The organism is Mesorhizobium loti R88b, assembly GCF_013170845.1.
Lineage (GTDB): Bacteria > Pseudomonadota > Alphaproteobacteria > Rhizobiales > Rhizobiaceae > Mesorhizobium > Mesorhizobium loti_B.
Genome location: NZ_CP033367.1, coordinates 6,321,207 through 6,341,114, shown reverse-complemented (window position 1 = coordinate 6,341,114; position 19,908 = coordinate 6,321,207). Strand labels below are relative to the sequence as shown.

At 60.7% G+C, this 19,908-nt stretch carries 11 protein-coding genes and 4 pseudogenes; 8 read left to right on the top strand and 7 right to left on the bottom strand.

The features are described from left to right. Window positions 1–12: 12 nt before the first annotated feature. Together guaA and EB235_RS30855 are read left to right on the top strand one after the other, a co-directional pair. Entirely contained in the window at window positions 13–1,575 is a 1,563-nt protein-coding gene (gene guaA / locus EB235_RS30860; protein ID WP_027033647.1) for a glutamine-hydrolyzing GMP synthase, read from the top strand. A gap of 293 nt (window positions 1,576–1,868) precedes the next feature. Beyond that, window positions 1,869–3,125: pseudogene (locus EB235_RS30855) on the top strand (tyrosine-type recombinase/integrase). A gap of 143 nt (window positions 3,126–3,268) precedes the next feature. On the opposite strand, the gene EB235_RS30850 reads toward EB235_RS30855, so the two are convergent. From EB235_RS30850 to EB235_RS30840, 3 genes are all read right to left on the bottom strand, one after another. Next, the gene (locus EB235_RS30850) at window positions 3,269–4,528 is read right to left on the bottom strand and encodes a type II toxin-antitoxin system HipA family toxin (protein ID WP_027033648.1); all 1,260 of its coding nucleotides are present in this window, start codon (window positions 4,526–4,528) and stop codon (window positions 3,269–3,271) included. Next, window positions 4,506–4,775: a helix-turn-helix domain-containing protein gene (locus EB235_RS30845; RefSeq protein ID WP_048894816.1), complete on the bottom strand. Its 270-nt coding sequence runs from the start codon at window positions 4,773–4,775 to the stop codon at window positions 4,506–4,508. Before EB235_RS30845 ends, EB235_RS30850 begins: the two co-directional genes overlap by 23 nt. Window positions 4,776–5,207: 432 nt before the next feature. Next, a complete protein-coding gene (locus tag EB235_RS30840; protein WP_027033650.1) occupies window positions 5,208–5,489 on the bottom strand; it encodes a helix-turn-helix transcriptional regulator in 282 nt (93 codons plus the stop codon). A gap of 472 nt (window positions 5,490–5,961) precedes the next feature. Between EB235_RS30840 and EB235_RS30835 the strand changes: the two genes are divergently transcribed. Together EB235_RS30835 and EB235_RS30830 are read left to right on the top strand one after the other, a co-directional pair. Continuing rightward, entirely contained in the window at window positions 5,962–6,924 is a 963-nt protein-coding gene (locus EB235_RS30835) for an ArdC family protein (RefSeq protein ID WP_027033651.1), read from the top strand. 328 nt (window positions 6,925–7,252) lie between these two features. Further along, window positions 7,253–8,065 (top strand): annotated as a pseudogene (locus tag EB235_RS30830) (ParB/RepB/Spo0J family partition protein); the annotation flags it as partial. Window positions 8,066–8,585: 520 nt separating this feature from the next. Here the strand turns inward: EB235_RS30830 and EB235_RS30825 are convergent. After that, on the bottom strand, window positions 8,586–11,090 hold the full coding sequence (locus EB235_RS30825; RefSeq protein WP_167334896.1) for a caspase family protein: 2,505 nt from the start codon (window positions 11,088–11,090) through the stop codon (window positions 8,586–8,588). A 226-nt stretch (window positions 11,091–11,316) separates the two neighbouring features. Then, window positions 11,317–12,210: a caspase family protein gene (locus EB235_RS30820; RefSeq protein WP_027033654.1), complete on the bottom strand. Its 894-nt coding sequence runs from the start codon at window positions 12,208–12,210 to the stop codon at window positions 11,317–11,319. A gap of 167 nt (window positions 12,211–12,377) precedes the next feature. Here EB235_RS30820 and EB235_RS30815 point away from each other — a divergent pair. Both EB235_RS30815 and EB235_RS30810 read left to right on the top strand, forming a co-directional pair. Continuing rightward, window positions 12,378–12,500 (top strand): annotated as a pseudogene (locus EB235_RS30815) (ABC transporter permease); the annotation flags it as partial. Window positions 12,501–12,726: 226 nt separating this feature from the next. Beyond that, the gene (locus EB235_RS30810) at window positions 12,727–15,711 is read left to right on the top strand and encodes a caspase family protein (protein ID WP_051429778.1); all 2,985 of its coding nucleotides are present in this window, start codon (window positions 12,727–12,729) and stop codon (window positions 15,709–15,711) included. 440 nt (window positions 15,712–16,151) lie between these two features. Here EB235_RS30810 and EB235_RS30805 read toward each other — a convergent pair. Both EB235_RS30805 and EB235_RS30800 read right to left on the bottom strand, forming a co-directional pair. Beyond that, window positions 16,152–16,783: pseudogene (locus tag EB235_RS30805) on the bottom strand (tyrosine-type recombinase/integrase). Window positions 16,784–17,401: 618 nt separating this feature from the next. Beyond that, window positions 17,402–17,797, bottom strand: a complete 396-nt coding sequence (locus tag EB235_RS30800) for a hypothetical protein (RefSeq protein ID WP_027033655.1) — start codon at window positions 17,795–17,797, stop codon at window positions 17,402–17,404. A gap of 463 nt (window positions 17,798–18,260) precedes the next feature. On the opposite strand from EB235_RS30800, the gene EB235_RS30795 reads away from it, so the two are divergent. After that, window positions 18,261–19,031, top strand: coding sequence for a hypothetical protein (locus tag EB235_RS30795; RefSeq protein ID WP_080681084.1), 771 nt, complete (start codon window positions 18,261–18,263; stop codon window positions 19,029–19,031). 37 nt (window positions 19,032–19,068) lie between these two features. Further along, on the top strand, window positions 19,069–19,767 hold the full coding sequence (locus EB235_RS30790; RefSeq protein WP_080680938.1) for a TIGR00730 family Rossman fold protein: 699 nt from the start codon (window positions 19,069–19,071) through the stop codon (window positions 19,765–19,767). The last annotated feature ends 141 nt before the right edge of the window (window positions 19,768–19,908 follow it).

Here is a 19,908-nt window from a genome sequence, read left to right as displayed (position 1 = left end):
TAAACGCTCGCCATGACAACAGCCAATCACCCCGATACCGTCCTGATTGTCGATTTCGGCAGCCAGTTTACGCAGCTCATCGCCCGCCGCATTCGCGAGGCCGGCGTGTTTTCCGAGATCGTGCCGTTTCAGTCGGCCGAAGCCGCGTTCAAGCGCATCAATCCAAAAGCCGTCATCCTGTCGGGCGGTCCCGCCTCGACATCGGACATAGGCAGCCCGCGCGCCCCGCAGATCGTCTTCGACGCCGGTGTGCCGGTGCTGGGCATCTGCTATGGCCAGATGGCCATGTGCGTGCAGATGGGGGGTGTCGCCGAAAGCTCCAACCATCGCGAATTCGGCCGCGCCTTCGTCGAGATCGAGAAGGACAGCCCGCTGTTCGAGGGCCTGTGGGCGACCGGCCAGCGCCATCAGGTGTGGATGAGCCATGGCGACCGCGTCATCGCCTTGCCGCCGGGCTTCCAGGTTTTTGGCAAGTCGGAAAGCTCGCCCTTCGCCATCTTCGGCAATGTCGAGCGCAAGATGTATGGCATCATGTTCCATCCCGAAGTGGTGCACACGCCCGATGGCGCGCGGCTGCTCAGGAATTTCGTCCACAACATCGCCGGCATCGAGGGCGACTGGACCATGCGCGCCTACCGCGAGCACGCCGTGGAGGCGATCCGCAAGCAGGTCGGCAAGGGCAAGGTCATCTGCGCGCTCTCGGGCGGCGTCGACTCTTCCGTCGCGGCCCTTTTGATCCACAAGGCGGTCGGCGACCAGCTCACCTGCATCCTCGTCGACCATGGCCTGATGCGCAAGGACGAGGCCGCGGGCGTGGTGGCGATGTTCCGCCAGCACTACAACCTGCCACTGATCCTGGTCGACGCCTCGGAAAAGTTCATCTCTGCCCTGGAAGGCGAGTCGGACCCCGAGAAGAAGCGCAAGACCATCGGCCGGCTGTTCATCGAGGTGTTCGAGGAAGAGGCCAAAAAACTCGGCGGCGCCGATTTCCTGGCGCAAGGCACGCTCTATCCCGACGTCATCGAAAGCGTCTCCTTCACCGGCGGTCCGTCGGTGACCATCAAGTCGCACCACAATGTCGGCGGCCTGCCCGCGCGCATGAACATGCAGCTGGTCGAGCCGCTGCGCGAACTGTTCAAGGACGAGGTGCGGGCGCTGGGCAAGGAGCTCGGCCTGCCCGAAAGCTTCATCGGCCGCCATCCCTTCCCGGGGCCGGGTCTCGCCATCCGCTGCCCCGGTGGCATCACCCGCGAAAAGCTGGAAATCCTGCGCGAGGCCGACGCCATCTATCTCGACGAGATCCGCAAGGCCGGGCTCTACGACGCCATCTGGCAGGCCTTCGCCGTGCTTTTGCCGGTGCAGACGGTCGGCGTGATGGGCGACGGCCGCACCTACGAGTTCGTCTGCGCGCTGCGCGCCGTCACTTCGGTCGACGGCATGACCGCCGACTTCTACCACTACGACATGGCCTTCCTGGGAGCCGCCGCCACCCGCATCATCAACGAAGTCCGCGGCATCAACCGCGTCGTCTACGACGTGACGTCGAAGCCGCCAGGAACAATCGAGTGGGAATGATTCAGGCCCACTCAGACGCCGCCGAAAATACGCCAATCTGCGACGTAACGTACTGAAAACAAACATAAATCCTTTCAGAGACAATCAGCGACAATCGGTGCGCTAGGATTGGCTTTGACGGACTGCTTGACGGACCTTCCGCATATTGCCCACGCGATTTTTTCTGAGTACCGTCAGGGTCAACGAGGCTCGTGACGGTACTTTTTTGTGCCTTAAGGCATTGAAGAAAAAGGGAATTTTCTGTCACGAAGCCTCTAAATTGTCCTGACGGTACTTTTCAGGAGGCAACGGGAATGTTGACGGACATCGCTCTTAAAGCGCTGAAACCAAAAGATAAAATCTACAAGATTGCTGATCGTGACGGCATGTATGTCCGCGTCATGCCCAGTGGCGCGATCTCTTTTCTGCTGGATTACAGGCTGAATGGACGCCGCGAGACGGTCTATCTGGGCAGATATGGGCGGGATGGAATCTCGCTCGCGTTGGCACGAGAAAAGTGCCTCGACGCAAAGCGCGCTATTGGCGATGGCCGATCGCCGGCGATCGAGAAGCAGCGCGACAAGCGTCGCCTGAAAGAGGCGAAGAGCTTTGGCGAGTTCGGGGAGAAGTGGCTTACTGCCGCACCGATGGCCGACAGCACCCGCGCCATGCGACGCGCCATCTTCGAGCGGGAGCTTCTTCCGACTTGGCGCAATCGCCTGCTGACGGAGATTACGCCGGATGACCTGCGGGCTCATTGCGGCGCTATCGTTGAGCGTGGCGCCCCGGCGACCGCCATCCATGTTCGAGACATCCTGAAGCAAATCTACGGCTTCGCGATTTTGCACGGCGAGAAGGTGGCCAATCCGGCGGATGAAGTTGGGCCCGCGTCAATCGCTACTTTCGTGCCTAAGGACCGATCGCTTTCGCCCTCAGAAATTCGCGTGATGCTGAAGCAATTGGAGCACGTCGCTACAATTCCCACGATCCGTTTGGGCATGCGGCTTTATCTGCTCACCATGGTGCGCAAGAGCGAGCTGCAGGACGCGGTATGGGACGAGGTCGATTTCGAGAATGCGGTCTGGACGATCCCGAAGGAGCGGATGAAGCGCTCTAAGGCGCACAACGTCTACCTGTCACGCCAAGCGCTCGACATCATGATTGCCCTGAAGACCTGTGCTGGAAATTCCAGATACCTTCTTCCGTCGCGGTACGATGCGGACGCCCCGATGTCGCGTGCCACGTTTAATAGGATCACCTACGCAGTCGTCGAACGGGCGAAGGCGAGCGGACTGCCTCTGGAGCCGTTTACGGTTCATGACCTGCGGTGAACGGGCTCGACCCTGTTGAATGAGCTCGGCTTCAACAGCGATTGGATCGAGAAATGCCTGGCGCACGAGGACGGGCGCTCGTCGCGTGGTGTCTACAACAAGGCCGAATATGAAGTTCAACGCCGCCACATGATGCAGGAATGGTCCGACATCGTCGATGCCTGGGTCGATGGCAAGAAGTTCGTCCCCACGCTCATCCCGCCATCGATGCCGATCCTGGCACCCGATCCGGCTCTTTAACTGGACGAGCCCATACCGGCCTAATGCTTGGAGAATTGGTCTTGAGCGACGGCTGCAAGCCCGCGGTGGAGTCTACAGCGCTTCAATCAAAACAGCTTGAATATTGGCTATTGCATTCCGATTGCCGTAAAAAAGCTGATATTCTAGTCGTTGTTCGGAGGTGTTTTGTCTAAAGTGCCCATCAGGTGCATCGTCTTTCCCTCGCAAAGGGAGCACACTCCAGCCTGCCATTCCCTGAGCATCTTTGCGCCGACCTCAGGGAAACGGGACTCTTCAAAATAGGCCTTCACCCTTCCGGAAACGTCTGAGAGCGCGTCGCAGGTCTGCTCTACGATCTCCGCTACGCGCCTCGGTCGGAGGTTCGCGCGGGTGACGCCCAAACGGTCAAGCCTCTTTCGGTCGGGCCACGCGGTGGAGCCGTCGAGGGTGAGCGCCATTGCATCGTTCTTGATGTAGGCCCTTGTCGTGATGAGGTCATACACGGGAGCCAGCTGCACCGGACTGTCCGCGTCTTTGTAAACGACGCCGAAATTCTTCAGGTGTGCGTCGCCATTACGGATGCCGCAGTTAATCACAAACAGGCGGAAGGCGACTTCCAATGACCCTGCGGCATTTTCGGGAGAAACGAACTCTCTGATCCGCTTGAAGAGCTTTGTTTCGTACCCTCCGTTGTACTTGTCCTTGCTGGTTACGCCGTTCAGCGCACAGAAGTCCTCATATCCGGAGTACGAGCCGTCGGTCAGATCGAATCTCTCGACCACGAGAGCCAGACCATCCTCGGATAGCCGGAAGTCCGGCACCTCGAGACCAACTTGCCGAGCTGCCATAAGGCAGAAGAACTCATTTGCAGCCAATTCGGGATACTCGGCGGGATCCCACATTTTGACGATGTGGGTAGCGCCGCGGACGCTGAGCGACTGGCGTCCGTCAGGATCATCTTCTCTGGCTCGCACCAGGACCTTCGGCTGCACTCCAGCGACCCCTGAATGGACTGCGTATGTTTCCAGGAGCTCGTTATAGAGATCGCCCGCCCGACGGGCGCGCAGCAGGTCGTCAATGCTTCGGAAAGGGACATCCTCCACCAGCTCCTCGTCCATACCAGTGAAGCGGACACGGCCGATCTGCGACCGGCCGACAACGGCCAGCAGGTCGATGTCGTCGAAGTGGCCTAATGCCTTCGCGAAGGCCGCCCGGATCTTCCCTTCAAGTGCCCCCTCAGGAAGGTTCATGTCGAAAATGGGAAGGAGCCCGAACTCCGAATTCCATGATTCGGTCCGCTTGGGCATTGTGAGCGACACCGCGTCGCGGCCGTCGGTCTTCACATCGTACACGAAAGTCGAGCCACGCTTGCCGGATCTGTCCAAGACGCCGACTGGCTTGCTACCTACCCAGACGCGCAGCATCGTCTTCCTCCATGATGTCTTCCAGTGTGGGGCGCTTGTTGTTGAAGGTCGTCAGCCGGAAATCGAGCCCTACAATGTTCATAAGCGTGAGCACGCCTTTGAAACCCATGTCGGATACCCTGCCGTTCTCAAGCGCCTCGATCCTCGCCCGACTGAGCCCGGAAAGTTCGGCGAGCTTTTCCCGTGTCAGCTTGCGCTGCTTTCTGGCATTCTTGATCTCATTGCCAAGATCGTTCAGGTCAATCATTTTCGCCTCACAAATTAGCCGTTTGGAGCCATTGTGAAGAAAATAGCTTATATAGTGGCTGTTTTCAAGGGTGTGATGACCGTGACTTCGGACGGCATCATGCCGATCATAGCAGCAAGCCGAACGCGCTTTTGCTCGTGATCATCATCGCCATCATCATCGGCGTCATGCCGCTGGCGTGATCGTGCCGACATGACCATCGCTGATCTTCAGCAGAATAGATGTCACCACAGATGTGCCGGATGTCAGGTTAGCGGCTTTCGACGTTCGCGGCCGCTCAACCTGGTTTCATGGACGCCTATGTGAAGCCCAAACCGGGTGTTGGAGCGACTTGCCCAGTGGGCTTTGCGGCTCCATGCGTCCGCCGCAGCGGCAAATGTATCCGAACGGATTGCTTATCGACACCGCACAGTGGCGGTCGTCCACCTATGCTTACGGCATTTGTGCCCGATCTCGCGCTCTGACCGGAGAGGTTTTCCGTAAACGCACATCAGGAGGACTCGCTCGGGGGATCGGAACTGCCCTGCGAGCCTGCAGCCAGGCTTCTACTTCGGCCAGATCCCAAACCACGCACCGAGGGGTGAGAGCGAAGCGTCGTGGAAATTGCCCGCGTTGTTCCATTTCATAGATTGTGCTGTCGGCCAGAGGTACGATTTCGCGCAGCTCCTTGCGGCGGATCGTCCGCTTTGTTGCACTTTTCCCGGGACCAGTCATGGCGCCATTCCTCCATCGCTAAGCAGACGATTGAAGCTGATGGTCTTCAGGGATGGAAATGGCGAAAGCCGGCAAGCGTATGCAGGGCGGTCATTTCGTACATATCGGCCGGTGAGGGTTAGCTGTGACCCGGATCGACCATGCGTCATGCGCGGCGGATCGCTGCCTGCTCTGCGGTCAAGTTAGCGAGCAAAGTTCATATGGCGCCCTTCGCCGGGGGCGGTCGGTCCCGCATCCCGCCTCACGGCGGCGCTATGCTGATGCTCCTTCGGCCGCCCTGTTGAACCGGTCTCAGGGCCACGAACCTGCTCCAGCACCGAACTGACTTATTCCCGCTGACGGACATTTCGGTGCTTCCGCCTTGTACGCCCTTTTTCACATTGGTCGGGAGAGTAGGGGCTCTCCCGACGGAGAGTCGCGACGGGTTGAAAGCGGAAGGAGAGGCCTTCGGCGCCTGTCGCGGAGAACCGCAATGTCTGTCCGGACCAATCGAACCCATGCCGTCGCCGACCGGTCGAACCTCTATGACGAGATCACCGGCAAGATAATTGCCGAGCCGGAAGCGGGTCGCTTTCCTTGGGTTCAGCCATGGGGGACGTCCGCGGCAAAAGCGTCGCTTTCCCTGCCGCAGAATGCCAGCACGCATCGCGCGTACAGCGGGATCAACGTGCCTATCCTCTGGGGTGCCGTCGTCGAACGCGGGTTCCCAACACAGAGTTGGATAACCTATCGACAGGCGTTCGCGCTCGGCGGGAACGTCCGCAGAGGCGAGCACGGAACAACGGTCGTTTATGCCGATCGTTTTGTCCCGGATCATGAGAAGAAGCGCGCTCGCGAGACAGGCGAGGATGCTCAAGCCATCCCGTTCCTCAAGCGCTTCACCGTTTTCAACATCGAGCAATGTGAAGGGCTACCTGACGAAGTCGCAGCTTCGGCTCCGCCGCCGGTGGCAAGCCTGATCGAACCGCGCGTCGAGGCGCTGATCAAGGCTACCGGTATCGACTTCCGTATTGGCGGCGACAAGGCGTTCTATGTGCCTGCCCACGATTATATACAGGTGCCTCCGCCCCAAGCTTACTTCGAGCCGATCAATTGGCATCGCACAGCTTTGCATGAGCTCGGACATGCCACCGGTCACAGTTCACGCCTGGATCGCAAATTCTCTGGTTCTATCGCCTCCAGGAAATATGCGTTCGAGGAACTCGTGGCAGAGATCAACGCGGCCTTCTGCTGCGCGGCCTTGGGCATCGTGCCCACGGTTCGGCATGCGGACTATATCGGTTCATGGTTAGAGGTTCTGCGCGAGGACAATCGCGCCATTGTTCGTGCCGCCAGCCAGGCCAGTAAGGCGGCGGAGTGGCTTCTTGGCCAACTGCCGGAAGAGGTCGGAGCATCCATCGAGTTGGGCACAGCCAACGATAGAAAGGCAGCATAACCTTTCGTTGACCAGACCAGCGCAATCACGGTCCCGTCGACCACGGAGCGGCTGCCTTGAGCTCGCAGGGTTCCGCCTCTGCGGCCCTGCCCATCGGCCGAGGTGTCAAGTGCTAGCCGCGTTTCATCGATCGCCTCTCATTGTCGGTTCGTGCGGAAAACGCGTTGACGGCGACAAGCCTTTCCAAGCGTGCCCGCTATGTCACGTCGGCTGCCGATCAACGGCGTGCCGGAACGTGCTGGCAGGAGAGGGAGAGGGTTGGAGGGATTTCGTGACGGGTTCAAGGCTGAGAGAGAGGCTCTCGGCGGCCCGTCGTGGAGAAACCTCGATGGCCAACGCCGTTCAGAAGATCACCCTGTCGCCTTCGCGCGACATTCCTTTTAACAAGCTAGTGCTCGCCCAGACCAACGTCAGACGTATCAAGGCCGGCGTCTCAATAGAGGAACTCGCGGCCTCGATCGCCCGGCGCGGTCTGATCCAAGGCATTCATGTTCGTCCCGTACTCGATGCCGGCGGCGAGGAGACCGGAATGTTCGAGATCCCCGCCGGAGGGCGCCGCTACCGCGCACTCGAGATGCTTGTGAAACAGAAACGGTTTGCCAAGACCGCATCTGTTCCCTGTGTCGTGGGCGATCCGTCTGGGTCAATCCTCGCCGAAGAGATCTCGCTGGCCGAAAACGTCGAACACGCACCGCTCCATCCCTTGGACCAATATCGCGCGTTCAAGGACATGCTTGACAAAGGCATGTCGGAGGAGGAGATCGCAGCCGCGTTCTTCATCTCGACCAGCTTGGTGAAGCAGCGTCTCAAGCTCACCGCAGTGTCGCCGGCGCTCCTTGTGATTTACGCCGATGACGGCATGACGATCGCCCAACTCGAAGCATTCTCCGTCAGCAACGACCACATCCGACAGGAGCAGGTCTGGGAGGCGATCAAGAACAGTTGGTCGAAAGAGCCATACCAGATCCGGCGCGTGCTGACCGAGAACACAGTGCGCGCCTCCGACAAGCGGGCTGCGTTCATCGGTTTGGAGCACTATGAGGCGGCAGGCGGCGAAGTGCTGCGCGATCTGTTCCAGTCGGACGACGGTGGGTGGCTGCAGGACGTCCCGCTGCTTGAACGGCTGGTCACGGAGAAGCTTGGGGATTCGACAGATCAGCGTGGTGTGCGAGACATTTTGGCCAAAACGGCTGCGCGCGCTTGGCTGGACCCTGATCGAACTCGGCGACGTTCTCGAACATCCCGACGGTGACATCATCGCGCTGCTGATCGATGTCAGGCCAGAGGCTGTTGAACAGACGCGCCGCGCCTACGGCATCAGCGGCGTCATACTTGCCGACAAGATCTAGAATGATACCCGTCGCCAGCTGAAGGTCGCCAGCTGGCGACCGCCAATCGATCGCGAATTGTAGAACTATTCGACGAGCATTTTGGGGCCGCAAGCGGACTGTCCGTTAATGGTCCTCGAAACCGCACAACCAGACAAGATGGTGTGCGCCGATTGCACGACATCTTCGTAGGGCCTCAACGCCGCCACCAATCGGTATTGATTGACCGCTATGGTGAATACAAGTCCGAGCGCGTCGGCGGCAGGCCGCTCGGATCGCGCGTTCTTCGTGTCGCCACCGTCTGGAAAAGCTGCGTCGAACCAGCAGCGCATGCTATTTCAATGAAGCCAGCGCCTGATCGATCTCGGCCATGCGATCCCTAAAAGACGTTTCAAATTGCGGGTAACCGGCCTCACGGTAGAACGTCCAGGCCAGCTGCGTCGCCTGCCGCGCGTCCCGGAGAAGCTTTTCATCCGCCCTATCGCGGCCGAGACCGAGCAGCGCTATGCCGAGGCCGCCCTGTAGGGAGGCCCATTGCAGCGGCGCGCTCTGGCGGGTCCATTCCTTCAAAGCTTCCTGATAGGAGGCAATTCCGGACTCGATAGTCGAGTCGTTTCCGGACCGCTGGCCGGTTATCACAAGGGTGTGCCCCAGATTGTTGTGCGCGGTTGCCCAGTCGTAGGGGTCTCGCTCGCGTGTCCATTCTTCCAGCGCGCCGCGATAGGCGTCGGCCGCCAGCTCCAGGCTTTGCGTGCCTGGCTCTCTCTGACCGAGCGAGCTGAGCGCATTGCCCAAATTGTTCTGGCCCGCGGCCCACCAGAGAGGCACGCGCTCACGAGTGTTTTCGCTGAGTGCAGCGGTATAGGCTTGTACGGCCTGTTGCAGCAACTCACTACCATCCAGCCGATCGCCAATCGCCCATAGCGCACTGCCGAGGCTATCCTGGACCGCAGCCCAGGACAGTGGGTCGAGGTCGCGGGTCAGCGTCGTCAGGACGTCCTCATAGGCATTGACGGCCTCGCGCGACCGGTCGGGATCATTGCCACGCAGGCCGATCCAGGCCTCCGCGTCTGCCTCGCCGCGGCGCGCCAGAGCCCATTTGAGAGGTTGCTGCGCCCGCGAAATCACCTGCTGGGCGGAGCGGAAAGCCACGGCCGCCTGCTGATATTGCTCTGGTCCGCTCTTGCGCGTTCCAAGCGATATCAACGTAGTGCCGAGATTGGATTGGGTCTCTGCCCAGAGCGAAGGATCAACCTGTTTGATTCCGCTGGAGACGATGCGGGAGAAGATGCCGACCGCTTGCTCCAGCGATGCGGAGTCGCCCTGGCGCTCCCCGTACATATACATCGCCACGCCTAAATCGTTCTGGGTCATCACCAATTGCGGTGTCAGGCGATCCTGGGGAAGCAGCTTGGCGGCTTCGGCAAAGGTTCGCATCGAAACCTGCAATGCCTTGTTGTCGCCGCGAAACGTGCCATAAGCGCGGATGGCATTGGCTTGCGCCAGCTTGTAATGCCAGGCGAGGTTCGCGTCCCATTTCTTCACCTCCTCGAACGCCTTTCGATAATCGTCGGCGGCCTTCATCTGCTGGAAGGCGAGGAAGTAGGTATCGCCGCTACGGCTATAGACTTCCGCGAATTCGATCCGCCTGGCTTTCACGTCGGCCTCCGCCTGATCGACGGTTTTGGACAGTTGCGCAACGCGCGCTTTGGCCTGTTGCTGAAACTGGATCGCTGCTGTCACCGCACCATCGGCAAGCGCCTGTTCGGCGAGCTTCGACAAGCGCACGATGTCCACGTCAGTGCTCTTCAGCGCCTGCCTTTCCGCAATGATCGTCTTGAGATACTCGGTCTGGCCGCGCAGCAGCCGGTCCAGTTCGCGCGGGTCGCTCGGCACATCGGTGCCAAGAGCGGCTAGCAGACCATAGAGCGTTCCGAGCGGAATAGCTTCTGAGTTAGCCGCGGCTTCGACGATACGCCTGGTGTCAGGAGGTGTGGTGGCGATGGTGAGCAGCAGCTTGCGGTGCTCGCCGCGGATGGCGGCATCGTCACCCGTCACCTGTTCCGGCGACAGGCCGAAATAGAGCAGCCGGCGCAGGCTGGCATTGGTCCATGGCCGCTGGCGGCCGCCGGTCTGTACATAAACCTCTTCGGCCACCATCGTCATCACGTCACCGAAGGCAAAGCCGCCAGCGGCAAGATGTTTCAGCAGGGCCGCGGCATACGGGCTGTTGCCGCCAGAATCGCCGTCGAGCGCGGCGTGGCCGGGTTCGGCGGCAAAGCCGATCACCTCGCCCAGCCTCTGCGGTGCATCAGTGGTATCGGCAAGAGGGGCAGCTCCGCGCGTCAGGTTGAGCCCGGCAGCGGCGACGGGCGCCGGGCCGGAGGCTGTGGTGATGGTTGCGCCTGGCGGGAACGGATTGGTTCGACAGGCATCGAGCAATACGATGGCGACGGGAACCTTGGCCTTCAACTCGGCCAGCAGGCTAGACAAGGGTACGAGGGTTTTGCCGGCGTCAGTGAGAGACGATGGATCGGCGCTGACTGGCACCATATAGTTCTCGCCACCGGCTTCGATGCCGTGTCCTGAATAGTAGAGCAGCGCGACATCGGCGCCCGCGGCGTCCTCGACGAAGCGTTGCAGGCTGCGGTCGAGTTTGGCTTTGTCGCCGTCCGTGACCGAGGTGACGTCGAAGCCGAGTTCGCCCAGCAGTCGGTCGACGGCGCGGGCATCATTGGCCGGATTGGGGAGGAGGGGCAAATTGTAGTAGCGGGACTCACCGATGACCAGGGCCACGCCGCGCATCGGCCTGGCGTCGTTGGCGGCGGCGGGAGGCACGTGTGAAATCATGGCAAGGAACAGCGTCAGCAGCGCTGCGAATATGCACCCACTATGCCGGCCGCCCATCCTCATCCTTGCGCCCTAGATGCTCATCCCGAGCCCATCGTAATGCGCCGATGATGGCGGCTCAATGGCGGTTGCGGCAACGAGGCAAATGTCCGGCGGTGGCGATAACCACACCGAAGAAAGCCACAGCCTGGGTGCCGTCGCCGCGGCTGGCGGCCTAAAACAGATCAAAATCACCGAAGATCTCGTTGCGGGACAACCAAGGGATCTGGCGGCCATTGGTTTGTTCGGCGACGCGAGATTTCAGCGCGCCGTAGAGTTCGTTGACGCTTATTCTCCCATTGCCGTCGCTGTCGGTCTGGCGACGTTGGTCGGTCAAAGCGTGCTGGAATGCCACCGAAAAACGGCCGCCACCGATCGAGGCGGCCTCCTCGCTGAATTGCCGGCCCTTGGAGGCCGATATGATGACGACGCCCGTGCCGGATCGGGTGGTGAGCAAATTCACGGCATCGTCGTTAGACGCAACATTGATCTGACCAGAGGCGCCTGCGTGGCAGACATCGAGCAAAACCACCGCGCGGGCCTGGGCTTTCGCGGCTCGGGACGCAATCTCGTCGAAGTCGAGCGTGGTTTCTTCGATTGCTTTCGTTGTCGTCGCAGACAGTGCGAGCCTGAGGTGACCGTGGGTGTCGAGCAGACCGTGGCCCGCGAAAGCCAGCACTATGGTGTCGCCGGGTTGCGCCCGTTCAACGATATCGTCCAGCCCGGCCTTAATGGTTTCGGTGGATGCGGCTTGATCGAGGAGCGTTTCGATTTTGACGCCGCTGTAATGCGCGCTCGCATGCACGGTGGACGCCACGCGCTTCGCATCCGAGACCGCGTATTTGAGGTCACTTCCAGGCATCAAGGGGTACTTGTCGATGCCAACGGCAAGCGCGAACAGCCGCCCTTTGCCTTTCTGGTTACGGGTGCCAAGACTGAATTCGATCGGAGCGCGTGCCAGGCCAGCCATGTCGATCGCCGTCACGCTTGCAATGCCGCTGTCGCCCAGCTCACCGGGCGAGAGCGAGATTTGCGCTTGCTTGCCACTGAGCGGGACGTTTTTGACCACCCGACCATCCGCGAGCACATGCAGCGAGCGCAGGCTCGTAAGACTGGAGGCATCCAGCCGGGCAATCTTCCTTCCGCCAACTTCGTCGAAGGAAACCTGGAGCGATGGCGGGGTAAGCGGCGCAGGTGGCTGGCCAAGGTTCCGGCACGTGACGCGTCCCGTGGTTCCTCGCGGTGCTGACGACGCTGCTGACCATCCTGCAAATGCCCGAAGGCGCGCTACGAATCCTGTTTGGTTTGATTGTGCTGTTCGTGACGGCGGCGTATTTGAGGATTATCGAGGACAGGTAAGGTCGGAACTGAACGGCAAAAGCAGTCGAAGCCTATTGATTTGGTCGCACGCTGGAAGCAGCCCACAGATTGATGTCGTGCTCGCGCGCGAAATCAGGGTTTCCGGCTATCGACCTTAAGCCGGAGGCGTTCGGACACAGTGCCCGGGCATCGCCAGTTGCACTCCTCCCAATTCTCATCAATTGTCAGGTGCATCGGCCTTGGTTACTCTGTAGCGGGGGTATCAATGCAATCCGGACGTGCGCTTCTTGCCGCTCTTGCAACGGTGCTGTTTTTTGGCGCCGCACCCGCGCTTGCCGCCGATCTTCATGGTGTGGCGTTGGTCATCGGCGAGAGCGACTATGACAGCGAGGCGCTTCACGACCTGACGAACCCCAAGAATGATGCGCGGGCGATGGACGACCTGCTGGGCAATCTCGGCTTCGATGTCCACCGCGCGCTGAACGACAACCGGGCCGACCTCGAAAACGATATCCAACGGTTCGTCCGCGACGCCAAGGGCGCCGATGTGGCTCTGGTCTACTATTCTGGCCACGGCGTCGAGGCCGGTGGCGCGGACTATCTGGTGCCGACCGATGCCGATATCTCGACACCGGAGAAGGCCGGTGAGAGCCTGGTGCCGGTGCAAGACCTGCTCGAAGAACTGGCCAAAACCGTGCCGGTGACGATCACGCTGCTCGATGCCTGCCGCACCAATGCTTTCCCGAAAGGCACGACGATCCAGCTGCCCGGCAGCGCACAGATGATCGATGTCGCGACCACCGGGCTCGGCGAGATGCGTGGCGCGACGCCCATCGCCAAGCCCGGCGTGTCCAAGGACAGCCTCGGCATGGTGATCGGCTTTGCCGCGTCGCCTGGCGAAGCGGCGCTCGACGGCCAGGCGGGCGGCAACTCGCCCTATGCGGCGGCGCTGCTCAAGCATTTTGGCGCCGGCGGCTATCCGTTCGACGAACTTATGACGCTGGTGCGGCAGGAGGTCTATCTCAAGACCGATGGCCGGCAACTGCCATGGACCAATTCGTCCCTGCGGCGGGTGCTGAGCTTTGGTGCTCCGGCGCCCACGGGCGACAAGGACCAGGAGGCCATTCGCGAAGGCAGGCGGCGCTTGCTGCTCAGCATCGCCGACACGCCGGCCGATCTGCGCCGCGAAGTGGAAGCGGCCGCCGCCAAAGCGGCCGTGCCGATGGACGCCATTTACGGCCTGCTGCAGGCGCTGGGGCAGAAAGTGCCGAGCGATCCGACCGAGCTCGATCAGTTGCTGAAGGCGCAGACCGACACCATCAAGAAGGCGATGGCCGAACACACGGCGCTGACCAGCAGCGATCCGGAAATCGCCCGGCTCTCCGGCCTGGCGCAACAGGCGCTCGACGAGGGCGCGCTCGATCTCAGCGTCAGCTTCTGGGAGCAGGCCAAGGACAGATACCTCGTGATCAGCAAGAGCCTCGATGCAGCGGAGGCCGATCTCAAATCGAGGCGACTCGAAGGCGGTGCGGTGATCGCCAGCACGGCGCAGGCTTATGTCCTCAAGGGCGACTATCCCGCAGCGGCAGAGAACTATCGACTGGCCTTCGATCAGGTCAAGAAATGGGACAGGGCAACGGCGGCGACCTACAAGGGCGGCGAGGCGGATGCACTCAAGACCCAAGGCTATCAGAAGGGCGACAACGACGCCCTGAAACAGGCGATCGCTGCCTATGGCGACGCGCTGGAATTGTTGCCGCGCGCCTCCGACCGCCTCCTTTGGGCACGGCTGCAGAACAGCCTCGGCAACGCGCTTGAGCCGCTGGGCAGGCGCGAAGACGGTACCGATAGCCTGAAAGCCGCTGCCATCGCCTATCGTGCCGCACTGCAGGAATGGACCCGCGACCGTGTGCCGCTCGACTGGGCGAGCGCGCAGAACAATCTCGGCAATGTGTTCGAGGCGCTCGGCGAGCGCGAGGGCGGAACCGACAGTCTGAGCGGTGCCGCCACCGCCTATCGCGCAGCACTGGAAGAATGGACCCGCGACCGGGTGCCGCTCGACTGGGCCAGCGCACAGAACAATTTGGGCGTCGCGCTCAATGCATTGGGCCAGCGCGAGAGTGGAACCGACAGCCTGGGTGCCGCGGTCGCCGCCTTTCACGCCGCGCTGGAGGAATGGACCCGCGACCGGGTGCCGCTCGACTGGGCCACGGCACAGAACAACCTCGGAAATGCGCTGGTCAATCTGGGCAGACGCGAGGCGGGAACCGACAGCCTAGATGCTGCCGTCACCGCGTATCGCGCTGCCTTGGAGGAATGGACCCGCGATCGTATGCCCCTCAATTGGGCTAGCGCGCAAAACAACCTCGGCACCGCGCTTGAGGCGCTTGGCGGGCGTGAGAGTGGAACCGCCAGCCTGAATGCCGCCGTCAGCGCTCTCAGAGCTGCACTCAAGGAACGGACGCGCGAGCGAGTGCCGCTCGACTGGGCGATGTCGCAGAACAATCTTGGCAATGCGCTGGAGGCGCTCGGCGCGCGCGAAAGTGGAACCGGCAGTCTGGATGCTGCTGCCAGCGCCTTTCGCGCCGCGTTGGAGGAATGGACCCGAGAGAGGGTGCCGCTCGACTGGGCCAGAGCCCAGAACAATCTCGGCAACGCACTCCAGTTGCTGGGCAGGCGCGAAAGCGGAACGGCCAGCCTGAAGGCTGCCGTCACCGCCTATCGCGCCGCGCTAGAAGAGGAGACCCGCGATCGCGTGCCGCTGGACTGGGCCAGCGTGCAGCAAAATCTGGGAAGCGCACTGCTTACGTTGGGCGAGCGGCAGGACGGAGAAACCGGTGCAGACGACTGGCGCGCAGCGATCGCTGCCTGGCAGGCCTTGGCGCAGGTTTACACCAGCGACACTGACCCGGAGCGATGGGCGTCTCTGCAAAACGAGATCGGCTATCAACTCGTGCTGTTGGGCGAGCGCGAGAACGATGTGACGCAGTTCGAGGCAGCCATCCCGGTCCTAAGGGCCGGGCTCGCCGTCCAGGAAATGGCGGAACCCAAGGGTTCCCCTGGTATCCAGGACAGCCTCTGTCACGCATTGCTTGGGCTCGGCAGCCGCACAAGTGACCGCGACAGTCTGACGGAAGCCAAATCGCTCTGCGAAGCCGCACTGGCCGGGGAGGCGGCGGCCGGCATCGACGTCAGTGAGACACAGGCCAATCTCACTGCGGTCAACGTTGCCCTGGCAAAGCTGGACTAGGGAGTGCTGAATGCATGCAAAATTGTCTCTGTCCGTCGTCTACGTCCAAGTCCTCCTGAGCCTGAGCCATTGAGCCGCCTGTATCGACGCATATAGGACGATGCGCGGCGTGGCGCGGGTCATCGCGAGTCCCCCCTACGACAATTTACAACCCGGCCAACGCCGCCCGTGCTGTCGATAGGCTACTGGGCGAACTTGGCTTTGATGTCCCCTCGGTGACGGACGGCGACAAGGCTAAACTCGACCGAAGCCTGCAACGCTTCTCCGCTCATTGAAACACCCGGCATTCAGGAGCCGAGTGCTTCGACTATTCGCTTCGATGCGACCTCCAGCATTTTCGGGGGCAATGTCTGCTTTCAGGCGGTTACAAATCTGACTGCTGCCGCCGAGATGAGACGCAAATTGGTCACGGCTCCACCGTGAAGTGGAGCCGCACCTGATCAAACCTCAGTTGCCTCGGAAAGTTCGAGAGCATCCTCAACATCGACTCCCAGATAGCGGACCGTGTTCTCGATCTTAGTATGTCCGAGCAAAATCTGGATGGCTCGCAGATTTCCCGTCGCTTTGTAGATAATCGAGGCCTGGTGCGACGCAGGGAATGGGTTCCGTAGTCCTCTGGTCTAAGCCCAATCGCCTCGACCCATTCGTCGACGAGGCGTGCATACTGCCTTGTACTCATGTGAGCCCTTGGATTGATCCTGCTCGGAAACGCGTAATCATCGACTGTTCCGCCGCGTCGCTCCAGCCATGCAAGAAGGCTGGAGCGTACGTCGCTCATTAACTCGAACTGAACAGGTCGGCCAGTTTTCTGTTGGATGACCATCGCGCGAGTTCGGACTACCGGTCCTATCACGAGGTTGCGGATTTTGATCTTGACGAGATCGCAGCCGCGCAACTTGCTGTCGATCGCCAAATCGAAGAGCGCTCTGTCTCGCAGACGCAGCTCTCGATCGAGAAAGAAGCGTATGGCCCATATCTGTCGAGGTTTCAGAGGGCGTTTCGTTCCGACCTTCTTCCCGGCATTCCATGCCCGGCGATCGGAGTCGGTGAGGTCGTAGCACGAGTGTCCCATTTCGTTTCTCCTTCGGCCATGATTGGCCACCAGAGAAACGCCGCTAGACTGTTGCGGGGCCGACACCCGACAGTCCGGTTCTGGGGATCACCAGGCGGTAAGCTGCCGATCAGCTTCCGACCTACTTGCGGTCGTTCAGGTGCAACTAACAAAATCCCAAAAGCTGACGTTCACATCCGCGCGGCAATATAAACTTTGAACCGTTTGCGGACACGCAGCGGCGCCATATTCTTAGCGGTGCACAACTCATAATACTGCATCGCCGGAATGAAAAACGTCGGTGTCAGTTTAGGGTCTTAAAAACTTCGCACCTTTGGACGCTTGCGCTTTCGGACCTTGGGCTTGGTGGCGGGGGGAAGTAGACCTGCACGTTGCCACTGTCGAGCGTGGCGCCTTGATCCGCGATTATCTCAGCTAGCGCGCGCATGACGTGCTCATTGCCTTGGCGTGCATCGTGCCGTTCAGGCGCACCCCAGATCCCCCGAGATGCGCCGGATTGGAAACCGAAAGATCAGGTTATGCCGTAAACTCTGAAAACCCGATGCACTGTTTGCCGTCGCCTAATGCACTGACACGGCAACCGTGCCATCGACGACAGGTTCGCGCGAAGGAGAACGATCACTGTTCCTCTTCTTGTTCCTGGGCGCCGCTGTTCCAGTCGAAGGTTGCCCATTTGGTGCAGGTCGACCGGGCGCCGAAGCCGCCGCGGTCGCAGGCCTGTGCACTATAGGTGCCGCTGTCGCCGGGCTCCCTGTCGAACGAATAGCCGTTGCCGACTTCGATCTGGTCCCCAGGATTGGTCTTGAAATTGAAATGCGTGGTCCTCGAGAGCTTGCTGGACAGCGAGATGCGCACCTTGCCGCCAAAATATTTCACCGAACCGCAAACGCCGTTGATGCATTTGCGCGGCACGGTGGTGCTGTTGGCGTAGGCTGTACTGGGTGCCACCAGAGGGATCATCAGAACGGCAATTGTCGAGGCCGCGGCGAGTATTTTCGTAAAGGTGCTCAGCATGATCGAATTCCTTCTTCGTTTGCGTTGAGGTTGATTGTCAACCGCTCGGCCGCCCGCTCTGACGAAAGTCGGAAGGCCTTGCAGTGACGATGTGTTGGACAATCCAGCGTGAATTCACTGTGAACTGAAACCTGCTCCCGTCGCTTCTCATGCTGATGAATGCAGATGACAGGCCTTTTCCCACCCGCGCCGGCGTCGCTGTCGCAAGACGAGGCGACCAAGCGAGCGCTTGGGCAATTTCTTCGCACAGGTATCGGGTTCGCATCCCTGGAGGGAAAGCAAAGGGACGGGAACGCGGCGCGACGGAAGTCCAGCCTTGGACTGACGGTCCGCTAGCCCAAAGGGGCAATTGTCATCTGGCGCGGCGCCAATGTGAACTGAAGTCTCGGAGGCATGGTGGCGCGATTCACGATTGGATCACGCAGAGGACCGCAAAGCATGCGTCATCAAGGAGGAACCCGAGATGACGCTCAACATCGACAAATCGCTGAACGCGGCTGCTGGAAAGAATTCGGCTCGTGATCGAGCGTTTTCTTTAATCGTCCCACAGATCCACCTGCCAGCTTTGCGCAAGACATTGACGGATCGGATGTCCGGCCCCGGTGGCGCCTACAACATCGGAAACCTCATCGGCCTCTGTCAGGGGGTTACGGCGCAGATTCTTGCATCCAACGATCTGAACCAACTTCCCTGGGCAGGCGCGCCGGCCGCCATAAGCCATTACCTGACGGGCAATTTCGCGGCGATCGCAATGACTTCGGCGACGGTGATCTTCTTCGCCAGCGGTGAAATCTACCATCGCGCCTGGAATGGACGTCCCAAACCCAGGGAAAATCTCAACCGCCTCGGTGATTTCCTGTCCGGCGTTGGTGCCGTTTGCCTTGGTCTGGCCCTGTTTGAACTTGGTCACCCGTTGCTGGCGTCGACATCGGGCCTGCTTCATTCCGTCGGAAAATTCGGCAGTGCTTGCCACCGCCCCGGCGCCCAGATCCTCAATTTGCCCGCGTACACCCTCGACCCGTTTCGCACGATGGTTCTGCTGAGCCGTCTGCCCGCCTTGGTCGCTGCCGGATACGACCTTCACGCCTCGCTATTTCAGATCGAAAGCACCGTGCAGCCGCATTGGTCGACCCCTGCCACTCTTGTCGCTTGTTACCTGCTGTGGTCCTGGGCCGACCTGCTTCTCTTTCGGTCGAGCCATTCTCGCGCCGCCCATGGTCGCGCCGCGAGCTGATCCAGCCTCGCAATTCAACCTCAGTTGGAGAGACACCATGTTCGGATCACCATTCGACAATTCCGCGGAACAGATCGGCCGTTCCTATCCCTCGCAGCGACGCATCGGCACGATCTGCGTTTTCGGCGGTGCCATGCTTGGCAACGATCCTGACCACGCCCGCTGCGCCACCATCCTTGGTGAGGCAATAGCCGCAGCCGGCATTCGCCTGGTCTATGGCGGCGGCTGTGACGGCCTGATGGGCCAGGTTGCCATTGCCGCTGCAGAAGCGGGTGGAGCGGTGGTCGCCATTACTCCGCAGTTCCTGGTCGAGCGTATGAGGATGCTGTCATCGGGATGCCAGACGATTTCAGTTCCCGACATGAGCATCCGCAAGCAGCTCATGTTCGACTACGCTGATGCCTTTGTGGCCTTGCCGGGTGGTATCGGCACCGTTGAGGAACTGACCGAGGTCATGACGCTTCGCAAGCTGGAACGGCACTGCAAGCCATTGGTCCTGGCGAATTTCAAGGGCTTCTGGTCGCCACTCCTCAGCGTCTTCGACAGCATGTCCGAGGCCGGCTTCATGAACTCGTCGACCCGATGCACGCAAATGGTTTCGGCAACCCCGCAGGACATCCTTCCGCTTCTTCAGCGCAGCGTCCGTTTCGAGCACAACGAACCGCCAAAGCCCGTCCTGTTGCCCACCATCCCTGTCTTGCGCAGATCCCATGTATCGAGTGCCGGCCCCGGATAGTTCACGAGCCGGGCAGCAACAGGCGCATTCTTCCGGGCAGGACCGTTCACCGCGACGATGACGGGGACGGTCGACCCTGGTCACCACTTTCAAACCCGATCACAAACCTTTGGAGCCATTGCCCGCTGCGGCGATGCGATC

Excerpts from the sequence above, each read along its gene's own strand:
- EB235_RS30845 (WP_048894816.1), bottom strand. The coding sequence starts at position 4,775 with ATGATTGACCTGAACGATCTTGGCAATGAGATCAAGAATGCCAGAAAG.
- EB235_RS30850 (WP_027033648.1), bottom strand. The coding sequence starts at position 4,528 with ATGCTGCGCGTCTGGGTAGGTAGCAAGCCAGTCGGCGTCTTGGACAGA.
- EB235_RS30790 (WP_080680938.1), top strand. The coding sequence starts at position 19,069 with ATGTTCGGATCACCATTCGACAATTCCGCGGAACAGATCGGCCGTTCC.
- EB235_RS30835 (WP_027033651.1), top strand. The coding sequence starts at position 5,962 with ATGTCTGTCCGGACCAATCGAACCCATGCCGTCGCCGACCGGTCGAAC.
- EB235_RS30810 (WP_051429778.1), top strand. The coding sequence starts at position 12,727 with ATGCAATCCGGACGTGCGCTTCTTGCCGCTCTTGCAACGGTGCTGTTT.
- EB235_RS30840 (WP_027033650.1), bottom strand. The coding sequence starts at position 5,489 with ATGACTGGTCCCGGGAAAAGTGCAACAAAGCGGACGATCCGCCGCAAG.
- guaA (WP_027033647.1), top strand. The coding sequence starts at position 13 with ATGACAACAGCCAATCACCCCGATACCGTCCTGATTGTCGATTTCGGC.
- EB235_RS30795 (WP_080681084.1), top strand. The coding sequence starts at position 18,261 with ATGACGCTCAACATCGACAAATCGCTGAACGCGGCTGCTGGAAAGAAT.
- EB235_RS30800 (WP_027033655.1), bottom strand. The coding sequence starts at position 17,797 with ATGCTGAGCACCTTTACGAAAATACTCGCCGCGGCCTCGACAATTGCC.